Here is a 15,145-nt window from a genome sequence, read left to right on the forward strand (position 1 = left end):
TGTTGAGTGCTCTCTTGGCAACCGCCTGCACACCGATGTCACCGGAACGTGCTGCCGAAATTTGCGAGGAACGCGCGCGCGCCGCGCAGGGACCGGAAATCGGACTCACGCTTGGGGCGAACAGTGAAAGCGGACCATTCGCCAGCGGCAGCTTCAGCATTAGTTCTGACGCGATCCGCGGGCGTGACCCGATCGCGGTCTATGAAAGCTGCGTCTTCAATCTGACTGGCGAAGCGCCAATTCGGCCGCCGCGTTTGCGCGCCATATAAAGGTATTCGGGCGCAAGCCCTGACGGAAGGAACGAAAAATGGTACAACTGACACTTCCCAAGAACTCCCGCATGACAGTGGGCAAAACCTGGCCCAAGCCGGAGGGCGCAACCAATCTGCGCAAAGTGCAGGTCTATCGCTGGAACCCTGATGACGGCAAGAACCCGCAGCTGGATACATATTTCATCGATATGGATAACTGCGGCCCGATGGTTCTGGATGCGCTGATCAAGATCAAGAACGAGATTGATCCGACGCTGACATTCCGCCGTTCCTGCCGTGAAGGGATCTGTGGGTCCTGCGCGATGAACATAGACGGGATCAACACGCTGGCCTGTATCTACGGCATGGATGAGATCAAGGGCGACGTGAAGATTTACCCGCTGCCGCATATGCCGGTCATCAAGGACCTGATCCCTGACTTGACGCATTTCTATGCGCAGCACGCGAGCATCATGCCGTGGCTGGAGACGAAAACGAACCGCCCTGCAAAGGAATGGCGCCAGTCCATCGAGGACCGCAAGAAGCTGGACGGTCTTTATGAATGCGTGATGTGCGCATCCTGTTCGACCTCCTGCCCCTCTTACTGGTGGAACGGTGACCGCTATCTGGGGCCAGCAGCGCTCTTGCATGCTTACCGCTGGATCATCGACAGCCGTGACGAGGCAACAGGCGAGCGATTGGATCAGCTTGAAGACCCCTTCAAACTCTACCGCTGCCACACGATCATGAACTGTGCGAAAACATGCCCCAAGGGTCTGAACCCTGCCGCCGCGATTGCGCACATCAAAGGCATGATGGTCGAACGTACTGTCTAAAGGAAATCATGCAGGGGGGCTGTCTGCCCCCCGCTGACGCTCCCCCCGAGGATATTTTCAGGCCAGTAATACTGAAAAAAGGCCCGCCATGTGTCAGGCGAGCCCTTCCGGTCATTACCGGCCACGGTCATCGGCGTCCCCGCCTGTGCCGTAATGCTCATGATCGGCGAAGTGGGTTAATTCTTTGTTATTATTGGCCCGGAAATATCCTGGGGGAGGCCCGCAGGGCCGGGGGCAAAGCCCCCCTTTTCTAGACGGCCTGTGTGAAAGCTGCGGACAGGGCGATTTCGACCATATCTCCAAAAGATCGTTCACGATCCTCTGCGGGAAGCGCCTCATGGGTAATCAGGTGATCACTGACCGTCAGGACCGCCAAAGCGCGCCGTCCGTAGCGGGCTGCGAGGTTGTAGAGTTCTGCGGCCTCCATCTCCACGCCCAGAATACCATGCCGGATCATTTGTTCGTTCAGGTCCGGGCGTTCGTCATAGAAAACATCTGATGAATAGATCCCGCCGACATGGGTTGGCACGCCCCTGGCTTTTGCCGCGTCATAAGCGGCCGAAAGCAACTGGTAGTCGGCGCAGGGCGCAAAATTGAGTTCCTTGAATATCCCGCGAGACGGCGTCGAGAGTGTCGAGGCCGTCATCGCGAGGATCACATCGCGAATGCCGACATTCTTCTGCATCCCGCCGCATGAACCGATGCGGATCAAGGTCTGCACGTCGTAATCCTTGATCAATTCGTTCGCATAGATTGAAAGCGAGGGCATCCCCATGCCGGACCCCTGGATCGTCACCCTATGGCCGTTCCATGTCCCCGTAAATCCGAGCATACCGCGCACTTCATTGATGCAGCGCGCATCTTTGAGGAACGTTTCCGCCGCCCACTTGGCGCGATAAGGATCGCCCGGCATCAGGACGGTCGGTGCAATATCGCCCTTTTCGGCGCCAATGTGGATGGTCATGTCAGCCTCCTGTAAATGTGCCGCCCAGTCTATGCCGGGCGCGGCACCGAGGGAAGCTAGATTTCCATGTTGTCAGGCGAGGTGCCCGCCTTGATTGCCGCCTTGAACCACTGCGGCTGGCGTCCTTTTCCAGTCCAGGTTTGCGTGGGATCAGAGGGGTTCTTGTATTTCGCAGGTGATGCAGTTTTGGGGCCGGACTTGGGTTTGGGCCCTCTCTTTGCAGGTGCCGCGCCAGTGATCTCTGCGAGCGAAAACCCATGGGCTGCCGCTGCTTTTTCCGCGGCAGCGCGCGCGGCTTTCTTTTCGTTTTCCGTCACCCTTTCCAGAGCTTTCTCGACATTGCTCTTGAGCTTTTCGAGTTCTTTGCGGGTCATTGATTTCAGATCAGGATTCATTTGCGTTTCTCCAATTCGCTTCAGTGCGAATACCACAGGATTATTCACACAGTATCTCGAAATCGCAAAAGCCTATCCAAAAGCGTATATAGTTGGCTCTATTCCGCCGCTACGGAGCGCGGATCAACGAGGGTAACAATGTCATTCATGATTTTGTTCAATTCAAAATCTTTTGGCGTATAAACCCGTGCCACACCCATTGCGCGCAATTCAGTTGCGTCATCTTCAGGAATAATGCCACCGGCAATGACCGGGATATGGGATATGCCTGCCGTTTGCAGACGTGTCATGACATCGCGGACCAAAGGAATATGGGAACCCGAAAGAATGGAAAGTCCGATCACATGGACTTCGCCATTCTGTGCCGCTGTCACAATTTCTTCAGGTGTAAGACGAATACCTTCGTAATCAATCTCCATGCCGCAATCACGCGCGCGCGCGGCGATTTGTTCGGCGCCGTTGGAGTGCCCGTCCAGCCCCGGTTTGCCGACAAGGAATTTCAGACGACGGCCGAGCGCTGCGCTGACCAGATCGACCTGTTCGCGTAAATCCTCTAGGCCTTCGGTACGGTTGGAGGGGTTGCTGCTGACGCCGGTGGGCGCGCGGTACTGGCCAAACACGCTGCGGATCACGTCGGCCCATTCGCCTGTCGTGACACCTGCCCGCGCACAGGCGATGGAAGGGGGCATGATGTTGCTGCCATCCTTGGCGGCGGCCCGCAGTGCGGCCAGCGCCTCTTTCACGGCGGCATTGTCACGGTCGACTTTCCATTGCCCGAGGCGGCGGAGTTGATCGGCCTCGGCTTCTGGGTCCGACACCATGATTGCATCTTCGCCTGCTGTCAAAGGCGAGGGTTCACCAGCCTGCCATTTATTGACGCCGACAACTGTTGTTTCGCCTTTTTCAATTCCGGCAATACGCGCTGCATTACTTTCGACGAGACGCGATTTCATATAGCCAATTGCGCCAACCGCACCGCCCATTCCGTCAATTTGGGCCAATTCGGCACGCGCGCCATCTTTGAGCTCATTCACTTTGCGATCAATTGCGGGATTTCCGTCAAAGAGATCGTCGAATTCCAGAAGATCGGTTTCATAAGCGAGGATTTGTTGCATCCGCAGCGACCATTGCTGGTCCCAAGGGCGGGGCAGGCCCAATGCTTCGTTCCATGCGGGTAATTGCACGGCGCGGGCGCGGGCATTTTTCGACAAGGTCACGGCAAGCGTTTCCAACAGGATACGATAGACGTTATTTTCGGGCTGCTGTTCGGTCAGGCCAAGCGAATTGACCTGCACGCCATAGCGGAAACGGCGGTATTTGGCATCTTCCACACCATAGCGCGTCGCGCAAATCTCGTCCCATAACTCGACAAAGGCGCGCATCTTGCAAAGTTCGGTCACGAAACGGATACCGGCATTCACGAAAAAGGAAATGCGCCCGACCATGGCGGGGAAATGCTCGGCTGGCACTTTGCCTTTGAGATCATCCAGCACGGCGGTGGCTGTGGCCAGCGCGAAGGCAAGCTCTTCTTCCGGTGTCGCGCCGGCCTCTTGCAGGTGGTAGGAGCACACGTTCATCGGGTTCCATTTCGGCAAGTGTTCGCGGGTATAAGCGGCCACATCTGTGATCATGCGTAGCGATGGTTCGGGCGGGCAGATATAGGTGCCGCGTGAGAGATATTCTTTGATGATGTCGTTTTGGACCGTGCCTTGCAGTGCGCTGACGTCGGCACCCTGTTCTTCAGCTACGGCGATGTAGAGCGACAAGAGCCAGGGCGCTGTCGCGTTGATCGTCATCGAGGTGTTCATCTGGTCCAACGGAATATCGTTGAACAGTGTGCGCATGTCGCCAAGGTGGCTGACGGGCACGCCGACTTTGCCCACTTCGCCTTTGGCGAGGATATGATCGCTGTCATAGCCGGTTTGGGTGGGCAGATCGAAAGCGACAGAGAGACCGGTCTGACCTTTGGCAAGATTGCCGCGATAGAGCGCGTTCGAGGCAGAGGCGGTCGAATGACCTGCATATGTGCGAAACAGCCAAGGGCGGTCTTTCTGCGGTTGCGACATTTACGGCACTCCTGAATCAATCCGCGCAATTAAATTACGCTATGAGGGTGTTTATCGGACATTTTATGGCGCTGTCAATTCGCTGCGTTGCGGCATGACGGGATTTACGCGGACGCCGTTCCCTGTCACGTTCTGCGCATGACGCAAACGATCTCACTGCCCATTTGGGCCTTTGTTCTTATTGTCCTGTTCGCGGCGGTGACTTTTGCGTCGCATTTTCTGTTTCCCTCGGTGCGCTGGTTTTTTCGTAAACGTGCCGAACGGGTGATTGGCAAGCTGAACCAACGCCTGCAGCGCCCGATTGAGCCGTTCAAGCTGGCGCGGCGGTACGATATGATCCAGCGTTTGATTTACGATCCCGAGGTGACGCAGGCAATCGTGGATCACGCCACTAAAGAAAAGATCCCCGAGAACGTCGCCTTTGAAAAGGCCCGCCGTTACGCGCGTGAGATTGTGCCGGGGTTTTCGGCGACGGCGTATTTTGGTGTGGGGATCAGGCTGGCACGATGGCTTTCAAAGTCGCTTTACCGGATCAAGCTGGGCACGTTTGATCGCAAGCGGCTGGAAAAAATTGATCCTGATGCGACCGTGATCTTTGTCATCAACCATCGCAGCAATATGGATTACGTGTTGGTCACCTATCTTGCGGCAAATGCAGGTGCCCTGTCTTACGCCGTGGGCGAATGGGCGCGGGTGTGGCCGCTGTCTTCGGTGATCCGCATGATGGGGGCGTATTTTATCCGGCGCAAATCCCGTGGTGCGCTCTATCGCAAGGTTCTGGCACGTTATGTGCAAATGGCCACGCGCGGCGGTGTGAGCCAGGCGGTATTTCCAGAAGGCGGGCTGAGCCTGAACGGATTATTGGCCCCGCCGCGGATGGGGTTGTTGAATTATATTGTCGAGGATTTTGACCCCGAGGCCCGCGAAGTGATCTTTGTGCCGGTTGCGGTGAATTATGACCGTGTGCTGGAGGACACGATCCTGATTGCCGCCGACAAATCCGGCACGCGCAGGTTCAAGCCGTCGCTGATTTCGATTTTGGGGCGCGTTCTGCGCCATATCGGTTTGCGTGTCACAGGGCGTTTCAGAGGCTTCGGGGTGGCATCCGTCAGTTTTGGCGAGCCGCTGGAGCTTTCAAAATATCATGGTGATGCGGGCAGTGATCTGACAGAACAGCTTGCCCAGGAGTTGATGAAGCGGATTGCCGATGTGACACCGGTTGTCGGTGTCCCTTTGGTGGCGCGGCATATCCTGTTGGCAGAACCGGTGAGTGTTCCGGATCTTGAGGCCTCTGTGGCCCGGGCGATCACGCATTTGAAAGAACGCAAGCTGCCGTGCCCCAAGCGTGATGCGCGGGAGGTCGTGCGCGACGCGCTCAGCCGGTTGCGGGGGCGTGGTTTGCTTGTCGAGAGCAATGGCGCGATTTCGTCCACTGAAAAGGGGCGGGACGTTCTGACCTTCTACGCCAATTCGATTACGCATCATTTTGATGCAGTTGCAGCAAATTCAGACGAAATTTCTGCAGTCGCAGAGTAATTAAATTACAAAAATGATCTAAATAGGGTTGCAAAGTTACTCTGTCATCTCGTATTCAATGAAAAACGCGCTTGATTCTGCGGCGCGGCAACATTGGAAGCTGACTGATGGAGACTGCGATGGCCCTCGACCAAACTGCTTATACGGCACCCGAGAAAGACCTGTATGAAGTCGGCGAGATGCCACCTTTGGGCTATGTGCCTGCAAAGATGCATGCGTGGGTGATCCGCCGTGAGCGTCATGGCGAGCCCGAGAAAGCATTCCAGCTCGAGGTCGTGGATGTGCCAAAGCTGGACAGCCACGAGGTTCTGGTTCTCGTGATGGCGGCTGGTGTCAACTATAATGGTGTCTGGGCCGGTCTTGGTGTCCCTGTCAGCCCGTTTGATATCCATAAGCAGGAGTACCAGATTGTCGGTTCCGACGCCGCAGGGATCGTTTGGGCTGTGGGGGATAAGGTCAAGCGCTGGAAGGTCGGCGACGAGGTTGTGATCCATTGCAATCAGGATGATGGCGATGATGAGGAATGCAACGGCGGCGATCCGATGTATTCGCCAAGTCAGCGCATCTGGGGTTATGAGACCGCAGGCGGGTCTTTTGCGCAGTTCACCTGCGTGCAATCGCAGCAGTTGATGCATCGTCCGCAGCATCTGACATGGGAAGAGAGCGCGTGTTATACGCTGACGCTCGCGACTGCATACCGGATGTTGTTCGGCCACGAACCGCATGACCTTAAGCCCGGCCAGAACGTGCTGGTCTGGGGTGCGTCTGGTGGTCTGGGGTCTTATGCGATCCAGTTGATCAATACGGCGGGTGCGAATGCGATTGGCGTGATCAGTGACGAAAGCAAGCGCGAGTTTGTGATGTCACTGGGTGCGAAGGGTGTCATCAACCGGAACGATTTCAACTGCTGGGGCCAACTGCCCACCGTGAATACGCCCGAATACAACACGTGGCTACAAGAGGCCCGCAAGTTCGGCAAGGCGATCTGGGACATCACCGGCAAAGGCGTGAACGTTGATATGGTGTTCGAACATCCCGGCGAGGCGACATTCCCCGTATCGTCCCTGGTTTGCAAAAAGGGTGGCATGGTCGTGATTTGCGCGGGTACCACCGGATTCAACTGTACCTTCGACGTGCGCTATATGTGGATGCACCAGAAGCGTTTGCAGGGCAGCCACTTTGCCCATCTCAAGCAGGCGAGTGCGGCCAACAAACTGATGCTGGAGCAGCGGCTTGATCCGTGCATGTCGGAATGCTTTGGATGGGAGGCGATCCCGCAGGCCCATACCAAGATGCGCCGCAACGAGCACAAACCGGGCAATATGGCCGTGCTTGTGCAGGCTCCGAATATGGGTTTGCGCACCTTTGAGGATACGTTGGAAGCGTCGCGGATGCGCTAGGCCCACCCCATATTCCCAAGAAAGGCGTCGCCGGAAACGGCGGCGCCTTTTGCGTTTGCGTCGGGAAAGACTGACTGACCAAGAATATTAATTATTCCTTAATACTTTGTAGGGACGGTGCATCATGGGACGCGATTGGATCATTGATGTGCTGGCCGATCTGCGCAGTTTTGCGCGCGACAATGATTTGCCAATGCTTCGGGCGCAACTGGAAGAGGCCGAACTTGTGGCACAGGTTGAGATTGCATCGCGCGCGCTGCCGGATGCGCGCCACCAGGGTGGGGACCACGATGGGATGCTGGAGTTAACCGTGAAATCCGGACCTGTGCGCAGGACTTAGCCCTTGGTCGTGGCGAATGCGCTAGCGGCGCATTGACTGTCCAGATACAGTCGCCCCCATGAACGCTCCCACCATCACATTCTCTGACGATCAGGCCCAAGCCTGGGACAATATCGCCGTCGCATTGCGCCAATCGGGCGTTGATTTGGACGACCACCTGCTGCAACCGCCACAGTCCGACAGCACGTCCGTATTGGCGGTGATTGGTAAGGCGGGGTCGGGTAAGACGATGCTGTTGGCCAAGCTCTATCATGCGTTGGAAGAGGCCGGTGTCGACGTCATTTCCGGCGATTGGGAAGGACGCAAGCGCAAGGACCGGCGCACGCTCGCTATTCTAGCGCCCACCAACAAAGCAGCCAGCGTGTTGCGCAACCGTGGCGTCCCGGCGACCACGATCCACCGCATTCTCTATACGCCGGTCTATGACCCGGAATACGAAAAGGTGGCCGAATGGCTGGCGGGCCAAGGTGACAGGCCCGAGATCGAGGGGCTAAGTGATATCGCGCTTGATCGTGCGTTTGCCTCTTATCAGATCAATAAATCCGTGCCTGCCGCACTTGCTGCCGCGGGGCTGCGCGGGAGCGACTTCATCACAGGCTGGAAGCGGCGCGAAGAGCCTTTGGACATCGGCTTTGTCGATGAGAGTTCGATGCTGGACGAAAAGCAATTCGAGGATTTGAAAGAGATTTTCCCGACGCTTTTGTTGTTCGGTGATCCGGCGCAATTGCCGCCGGTACAATCCTCTGGCGGGATGGTGTTCGAAACGCTGCCAGCGCCCCGCGTGCTGACCCTGAACCGGATACACCGGCAGGATGCGGGCAACCCGATCCTTGATCTGGCCCATGCCTTGGCCGATCCACAGCTGGATTTTCAAGGGTTTGAGCGGATGGTTGAGGACGCGTCAAAGCTGGACGAACGTGTCGTCATGGCCCAACGTGTCGAGGCTGATTTGATGGCGCGCTCGCCCTGTCTGGTGTGGCGCAACGCGACCCGTATCCGTTTGATCCATGCGTTCCGCGCAGCCTTTGCCGCGCCGGTGGATGAGTTGTTGGCAGGGGAGCCGTTGATTTGTGATGGTATCGAATTGCCGCTGAAACACCGCAAGAAGCGCCTTGATCTGGAGGCGCGCGGCCTGATCAAGGGCGCGCAGGTCATTTATCTAGGGCCGGGCCGCAAGCCGGGGTTTTCGCGCCTGCATGTCATGGGTGCCGAGGACCCGCAGGTGAGTGCGGCGAGTATCGTGAAGATTGAACAAGAGGGTGATGAAGAGCCCTTTATCCCTTTTGCGGCCCGCATGGGGGCCACGTTCTTGCACGGGGCCGCGGTGACGATCCACAAGGCGCAAGGATCGCAATGGGACACGGTGCAGGTCTTTGCGCCCGATATTTATGCGGCTTCGCGCATGGGCCGCGTAGAGGCGGGACAGCCGCTTTGGAAGCGTCTTGCCTATGTGGCGATCACGCGGGCAGAGACCCAGCTGCGTTGGGTCGTGCGCAACCGTTTGGCACGGCCACAGGGCGTGTTGCGGGTCGATGATCTGGAGGTGCCGGCGGCACCGCTTGAACTGAGGAGCGAAGAGATATGAAATCCATCATCGTGACAGGTGCCAGCAGCGGTATTGGCCGCGTCACGGCAGAGTATTTCCTCGCGCAAGGCTGGCGCGTCGGTCTGATTGCGCGGCGCGCGGACAAGCTTGAAGAAATGGCGCACGAGAATGCCGTTCTTTTGCCCTGTGATGTGACGGATGAAACGGCCGTTGGTGCTGCCTTTGCGCGTTTTGGGCATATCGATGTGCTGTTCAATAACGCTGGCATGTTCGGGCCGCAGACGACCATCGACAAGATCGCGCTAGACGACTGGAAAGCGGTGTTGGACGTCAATCTGACAGGGATGTTCCTCTGCGCCCGTGCCGCCTTTTGCCAGATGCGCCAGCAAAGGCCGCAGGGCGGGCGGATTATCAACAACGGCTCCATCTCGGCCTACACACCGCGTGAGGGGTCTGTGTGTTATACAACGACCAAGCACGGTGTCAGCGGGCTGACCAAGACGCTGTCGCTGGATGGGCGGCCCTTTGATATTGCCTGCGGGCAGATTGATATCGGCAATGCGCGCACCGATCTGGTGCTGAACCTTGAAAAAACGCGCGCCGCGCAGGGTTTGGATCCGCTGCCAAGCATGGCGGTTGAGGATGTGGCGCGGTCGGTCTTTCATATGGCAGCACTGCCGCCCGAGGCGAATGTGCAGTCCATGATGGTGATGGCGACAAAGATGCCGCATATCGGGCGCGGTTAACGGCGGAACGCGCTGAATGCGGCGGATGCACCCCAGCCTGCTGCGATAGCGATCGACAGCGACATCAATCCGTAAAGGAACGGGTTTTCATGCGCGAGGTTATAGAGCCAGCGTTCCAGCCCAACCTTCTTGACGGGAATGGACGTGGTGTAAAGATCAATGATCCGCTTGTCCCGTGTCAAGTAAATCTCGGCGACATAGTCACCTTCGGTCAGGTTTGCGGGCAATGGGATCAGCGCGCGGAACAGCGCTTCTTCTGCAACCGAGACGCCCTCGGGGATGGTCTGGTACAGTCCTTGTGACGCGCGGATGCGGATCAGTGCATCTGTAAAGTTCTGTGCACTTTCAGCCGTTGCACCGACTGAACGGATGGCCCGCTGCATGCTGATGCGTGTGTTCAGATCTTCGGTTGACGTCAGGATTTCGTCCAATGGCCGGTTTGTTGCAACAGCATAGAATGTGGGTGCGACTTCGATCTCTACGGCTTCCGTATTCACCCAGATGCCGAGGCGGCGATCTTTCTTGCGGACAGTGACCGGTTCGTCAGGGCCTGCAATCGTGACAATCACACCCAGATCGCCCGGAACCTCGACCGGACCATCACGCTTGATGGCGCCAAAGATCAGGATTTCGGAGCCTTCGAATGTCGCGGTGATCGCGACCTCGTCCTGGCTCAATCCCAGCACGATCTCTTCGGCTTTCGCAGGAACAGCCAGCAAGAGCAGTAGCACAACAAGGCGGATCATGAGTGCCCCCCTGCGCCCAGAGAGAAGAGCTCGGCCGGCATGACAAGCAGATCAAACGCCAGCTTGCCGCACACGGCGAGAACCATGATGGCCAGCCAGATACGCAGCTGCTCGGCCTTCATTTTCACACCGATCCGTGTGCCAATTTGCGCACCGATCACGCCGCCCACGAGCAGAAGTACCGCGAGGACGACATCAACGGTGAAGTTCGTTGTTGCATGCAGCATCGTCGTGAAAGCGGTGACAAAGATGATCTGGAACAGGGACGTGCCCACAACGACTTTGGTGGGCATCCCCAGCAGATAGATCATGGCCGGTACCATGATAAAGCCACCGCCGACACCCATGATGGCCGCCAGAACACCGACAAGAATTCCGACCATCAGCGGTGGTATAACCGAAATATACAGGCCGGAGACGCGGAACTTCATTTTAAAGGGCAGGTTGTGAACCCAGTTGTGCTTGCGCCGCTTGGGTGCCGCGCCGCCGGGTTTGGACGATTTGCGGATTGCATTCAGGCTCTCGATGAACATCATCGAGCCAATCATCCCGAGGAAGACCACATAGCAAAGCTGCACCAGCAGTTCGACCTGACCCAGAGCTTTGAGGTAGTTGAACAGGATAATGCCAAGGCCCGAACCGATCAGACCGCCGATCAGCAACACCGTACCCATCCTGAGGTCCACCGTCTTTCGCTTCAGGTGTGCAAGGACTCCCGAGAACGAAGAGGCGACGATCTGGTTTGCTTCTGTTGCAACCGCAACCGCCGGAGGAATGCCGATGAAGAACAGCAACGGCGTCATCAGAAAGCCGCCGCCCACACCAAACATGCCTGACAAAACGCCCACGATTCCGCCAAGTCCCAACAAAAGGAAGATGTTCACCGAAACCTCGGCGATGGGGAGGTAAATTTGCATGAGCTGTTCCGGACGCTTGAGCCGTTGTCAGCACCAAAAACCTATCAGGCGTTTATGTCAAACGATGTGAGCCGTTTTGATATGCAAACGCAGCAATTCTGCCACGTGGACTTATGAATGCGCCCGTTTTGGACTTAGGGCAGCGACCGCAGGTAGCCGCGCAGGACCTTTTCCAACTTGGCCGCGCCGATTGGTGCCATGGCTTTGGTGTGTTCGTGGCTGATCGCCTCGTCGCTCATCCCTGCGGCCATATTGGTGATGGTCGAGATTGCAGCAGCTTTCAGGCCAAGGAACCGCGCAAGGATGACTTCGGGGACGGTGGACATGCCAACCGCATCGGCCCCCAGCATCTTGATCGCGCGGATTTCGGCGGGTGTCTCGAACGAGGGCCCCGAATACCAGGCGTAAACTCCGTCAGCCATCGCAACGTCGGCGGCTTTGGCGGCGGCGTGCAACGCTGTGCGGATTGCGGGATCGTAGGCGTCCTTCATCGGCACAAAGCGCGCGTCCGTCGGCTCTCCGATCAGCGGGTTCAGGCCGGAGAAATTGATATGGTCGGACAGGCACATGATCGAACCTGTGGGCATATCGACCTGCATCGACCCCGCCGCATTGGTGGCGATCATCGTATCGGCACCCAATTCCCGCAGAACCTCCAAAGGCAGGCGCATCGCGTCACCGCGTCCGCTTTCGTAATAGTGCGCACGCCCGCCGAACACGGCAACACGCACGCCTTCAAGGGTGCCGATCACAAGGTTGGGGTTATGGCCTGACACACCGGCATGGGGAAAGCCGGGCAAGTCGGTGTAGGGGATGGCGGTGCCGTCCACTTCGTTCGCGATATGCCCGAGGCCGGAGCCAAGGATCAGACCAATACGCACGGGCGCATCACCTGCCGCCGCTTTGATCTGGCTGGCGAGGTCTTTAGCGTTCTTTGACATAAGGCGCGCCCCCTGCACGTGGCGGGATCGCCTTGCCGACAAAACCAGCCAGAATGACGACCGTCAGGATATAGGGTAGTACGTCAAGGAACTGGCCGTTCACCTGGAAGCCAACAACATTCGCCACCACGTCCGAGCGCAGCGACATCGCCTGCAGGAAACCAAAGAGCAGGCAGGCGTAAAGCGCATACCAGGGACGCCATTTGGCAAAAATCAGTGCGGCCAGCGCGATGTAGCCGCGCCCGGCGCTCATGTCTTTGACAAAGCCCGCTTGCAGAGCCGTCGCAAGGTAGGCGCCCGCGATGCCGCAGAGGACGCCACAGATGCCCACAGCGGCGAAACGCAGCCAGATCACCGATACGCCTGCGGTATCAACGGCGGCAGGGTTTTCGCCCACGGCACGCAGCCGCAGACCGAAGCGGGTCTGGAACAGGATCCACCATGTCAGCGGCACCATCAGCAGGGCGACATAGACAAGAATCGTGTGTCCGGAAATCAGTTCGTAGTAGATCGGCCCAATCACGGGCACGTTCTGAAGTGCTTCGGCAAAGGGGAGTTCGATCGGGTTGAACCGCGCATCCCCCGACAGTTGCGGGGTCCGCCCGCCTTGGGCGAACCAGCTTTGCGCAATGACGACTGTCAGTCCCGCCGCCAGAAAGTTGATCGCGACACCCGAGATGAGTTGGTTCCCGCGAAAGGTAATCGAGGCAAGCCCGTGCACCGCCGACAGGATCATCGACGCGCCAATGCCTGCCAAAAGCCCCAGCCACACATTGCCCGTCACAGCGGCAATGGCGGCCGACAGGAAAGCTGCTGCCAGCATTTTGCCCTCAAGCCCGATATCAAAGATACCGGCCCGCTCGGAAAACAGACCTGCAAGACAGGCCAGAAGAAGCGGGGTTGCCAGACGCAACGTGGCGTCCAGCATCTGCAAAAGGGTCGCAAAATCCATTTAGGCAGCTTTCTCCATCAGGAAGGGGAAGAGGTCAAAGAAGCGGTCTGCGACCTCCGGATTGCGGCGCAGGGCGGCTTCGGCCTCTGCTTGGGTAATATCGACGGCCTGCGTTTTGTCTTTGCGCAGGAAGAACTGCAAGCCCAGCATCGCATCGAACCGGTCATCTGTGATGAACGGATCATGCGGCACACGGGGCATCACGGTTTCTGCGGGCATCAACACACTTGTCGGGCGTTGCAGCGACAAAAGCGCCACGAGATGTGGTGGCACGTCTGCTGCGGGGGTCTGATCAATCACGTGGTGAACCCACTGGTGGAGCTCTTCCATCGAAATCATGCCAAGTGCCAAACAACTGAGCACAAAGCCCAGGTCCGCACCGGTGTCATCATCGACACCGACTTTGAATTGTCCTGTCATGTTTTTGCTCTCCTCATTGCCAGGAATAGCCGCTCGAGCGGCATGCGCACCATATTATCCAGTGCACCCGTGAAGAGGATTACCAAGGCCTGTATTACGATAATCAGCTCACGGGGGATCGACGTCCATAGGGCGAGTTCTGCGCCGCCTTGATATAGAAAGCCGAAAAGAAGGGCCGCCAGCAGTACCCCGAAAGGATGGCTGCGCCCCATCAGTGCGACGGCGATGCCGATAAAGCCCGCCCCCTCCACTGCGTTCAGGACCAGCCGTTCGGCCTCGCCCTGGACGTTGTTGATGGCCATCATGCCGGCAAGACCGCCGGAGATAAGCATGGTGACCATGATAATTTTGGTCGGGCTGATGCCCGCGTATTTTGCCGCTGACTCCGAATGCCCGAAGGACCGCAGTTCATAGCCAAGCCGCGTTTTCCAGATCAGGATCCAGAGGAACAGACAGGCCGCAATGGCGACAAAGAAGGTGACGTTGGCCGGAGCGCCGCGGAAGAATGTCGTTTCGCCGAAGTTGAACATGTCCTGAAACGAGGGAAGGTGCGTTGCTTCGGGGAATCGCGGGGTTGCCGGTTCCATACCGGGGGCTTTGAGCGCGCCGATCAGAAAGTAGTTCAGCACCGCAGCCGCGATAAAGTTGAACATGATCGTGGTGATCACGATATGGCTGCCGCGCTTGGCCTGCAGGAATGCGGGGATCGCGGCCCATGCCGCACCAAAGAGTGCTGCGCCAATCGCAGAGCCCAAAAGCGCCAGCGTCCAATGCGGCCACGGAATGAACAGGCAGATGACTGCCACGCCCAGACCTCCGATGAGGGCCTGACCTTCACCGCCGATGTTGAACAACCGCGCATGGAACGCGATGGCAACAGCAAGACCGGTGAAGATAAAGTTGGTGGCGTAGTAGAGCGTATAGCCCCAGCCGTAAGTGGACCCAAGCGCGCCAGAAACCATCAGCTTGAGTGCGGCCCACGGATTTTCACCAATGGCCAGGATCACCAAGGCAGACAGGATCGCCGCAAGCAGAATCGAGATCAGCGGGATCAGGACGACGTCGGCCCACTTTGGCATCACATCCATT

Annotated in this window: 17 protein-coding genes; 7 read left to right on the forward strand and 10 right to left on the reverse strand. The window is 57.7% G+C overall.

Going from position 1 to position 15,145, the window contains the following annotated elements:
* The first annotated feature begins 35 nt into the window (after window positions 1-35).
* A complete protein-coding gene (locus tag SJY29_RS01290; RefSeq protein ID WP_400085887.1) occupies window positions 36-269 on the forward strand; it encodes a hypothetical protein in 234 nt (77 codons plus the stop codon).
* A gap of 38 nt (window positions 270-307) precedes the next feature.
* Window positions 308-1,087 (forward strand): succinate dehydrogenase iron-sulfur subunit, encoded by a 780-nt coding sequence (locus tag SJY29_RS01295; protein ID WP_110279692.1) that lies wholly within the window; start codon window positions 308-310, stop codon window positions 1,085-1,087.
* Here the strand turns inward: SJY29_RS01295 and SJY29_RS01300 are convergent.
* The 4 genes from SJY29_RS01300 to SJY29_RS01315 all read right to left on the reverse strand — a co-directional run bounded on the left by SJY29_RS01300 (window position 1,084) and on the right by SJY29_RS01315 (window position 4,512).
* The gene (locus SJY29_RS01300; protein WP_400085890.1) at window positions 1,084-1,248 is read right to left on the reverse strand and encodes a hypothetical protein; all 165 of its coding nucleotides are present in this window, start codon (window positions 1,246-1,248) and stop codon (window positions 1,084-1,086) included. The two genes, SJY29_RS01295 and SJY29_RS01300, sit on opposite strands and share 4 nt — an antisense overlap.
* 89 nt (window positions 1,249-1,337) lie before the next feature.
* Window positions 1,338-2,051, reverse strand: a complete 714-nt coding sequence (gene deoD / locus SJY29_RS01305) for a purine-nucleoside phosphorylase (protein WP_400085893.1) — start codon at window positions 2,049-2,051, stop codon at window positions 1,338-1,340.
* A gap of 56 nt (window positions 2,052-2,107) precedes the next feature.
* On the reverse strand, window positions 2,108-2,425 hold the full coding sequence (locus SJY29_RS01310) for an H-NS family nucleoid-associated regulatory protein (RefSeq protein WP_400085895.1): 318 nt from the start codon (window positions 2,423-2,425) through the stop codon (window positions 2,108-2,110).
* Window positions 2,426-2,544: 119 nt separating this feature from the next.
* Window positions 2,545-4,512 (reverse strand): methylmalonyl-CoA mutase family protein, encoded by a 1,968-nt coding sequence (locus SJY29_RS01315; RefSeq protein WP_400085898.1) that lies wholly within the window; start codon window positions 4,510-4,512, stop codon window positions 2,545-2,547.
* 138 nt (window positions 4,513-4,650) lie between these two features.
* On the opposite strand from SJY29_RS01315, the gene SJY29_RS01320 reads away from it, so the two are divergent.
* The 5 genes from SJY29_RS01320 (at window position 4,651) to SJY29_RS01340 (ending at window position 10,080) form a co-directional block, all read left to right on the forward strand.
* Complete coding sequence (locus SJY29_RS01320; protein WP_400085901.1) at window positions 4,651-6,048, forward strand: 1-acyl-sn-glycerol-3-phosphate acyltransferase; 1,398 nt, start codon at window positions 4,651-4,653, stop codon at window positions 6,046-6,048.
* 119 nt (window positions 6,049-6,167) lie between these two features.
* Entirely contained in the window at window positions 6,168-7,448 is a 1,281-nt protein-coding gene (gene ccrA / locus SJY29_RS01325) for a crotonyl-CoA carboxylase/reductase (RefSeq protein ID WP_400085904.1), read from the forward strand.
* 124 nt (window positions 7,449-7,572) lie between these two features.
* Complete coding sequence (locus SJY29_RS01330; RefSeq protein WP_110279698.1) at window positions 7,573-7,788, forward strand: hypothetical protein; 216 nt, start codon at window positions 7,573-7,575, stop codon at window positions 7,786-7,788.
* Window positions 7,789-7,846: 58 nt separating this feature from the next.
* A complete protein-coding gene (locus SJY29_RS01335) occupies window positions 7,847-9,373 on the forward strand; it encodes an ATP-dependent RecD-like DNA helicase (protein WP_400085907.1) in 1,527 nt (508 codons plus the stop codon).
* Window positions 9,370-10,080, forward strand: a complete 711-nt coding sequence (locus SJY29_RS01340; protein ID WP_400085909.1) for an SDR family oxidoreductase — start codon at window positions 9,370-9,372, stop codon at window positions 10,078-10,080. The genes SJY29_RS01335 and SJY29_RS01340 overlap by 4 nt, the downstream gene beginning before the upstream one ends.
* Here SJY29_RS01340 and SJY29_RS01345 read toward each other — a convergent pair.
* The 6 genes from SJY29_RS01345 to SJY29_RS01370 form a co-directional block, all read right to left on the reverse strand.
* A complete protein-coding gene (locus tag SJY29_RS01345; RefSeq protein WP_110279701.1) occupies window positions 10,077-10,826 on the reverse strand; it encodes a TIGR02186 family protein in 750 nt (249 codons plus the stop codon). The genes SJY29_RS01340 and SJY29_RS01345 overlap by 4 nt on opposite strands.
* Window positions 10,823-11,743 (reverse strand): sulfite exporter TauE/SafE family protein, encoded by a 921-nt coding sequence (locus tag SJY29_RS01350; RefSeq protein WP_400085911.1) that lies wholly within the window; start codon window positions 11,741-11,743, stop codon window positions 10,823-10,825. The genes SJY29_RS01345 and SJY29_RS01350 overlap by 4 nt, the downstream gene beginning before the upstream one ends.
* Before the next feature lie 134 nt (window positions 11,744-11,877).
* Window positions 11,878-12,684, reverse strand: coding sequence for a purine-nucleoside phosphorylase (locus SJY29_RS01355; RefSeq protein ID WP_400085913.1), 807 nt, complete (start codon window positions 12,682-12,684; stop codon window positions 11,878-11,880).
* The gene (locus tag SJY29_RS01360; protein WP_400085916.1) at window positions 12,668-13,636 is read right to left on the reverse strand and encodes an ABC transporter permease; all 969 of its coding nucleotides are present in this window, start codon (window positions 13,634-13,636) and stop codon (window positions 12,668-12,670) included. The genes SJY29_RS01355 and SJY29_RS01360 overlap by 17 nt, the downstream gene beginning before the upstream one ends.
* Window positions 13,637-14,056, reverse strand: coding sequence for a hypothetical protein (locus SJY29_RS01365; RefSeq protein WP_055293815.1), 420 nt, complete (start codon window positions 14,054-14,056; stop codon window positions 13,637-13,639).
* The gene (locus tag SJY29_RS01370) at window positions 14,053-15,144 is read right to left on the reverse strand and encodes an ABC transporter permease (protein WP_110279706.1); all 1,092 of its coding nucleotides are present in this window, start codon (window positions 15,142-15,144) and stop codon (window positions 14,053-14,055) included. The genes SJY29_RS01365 and SJY29_RS01370 overlap by 4 nt, the downstream gene beginning before the upstream one ends.
* Window position 15,145: the final 1 nt, after the last annotated feature.

Origin of the sequence: Yoonia sp. R78084, from assembly GCF_044595625.1 — a bacterium.
Classification (GTDB): Bacteria; Pseudomonadota; Alphaproteobacteria; order Rhodobacterales; family Rhodobacteraceae; genus Yoonia.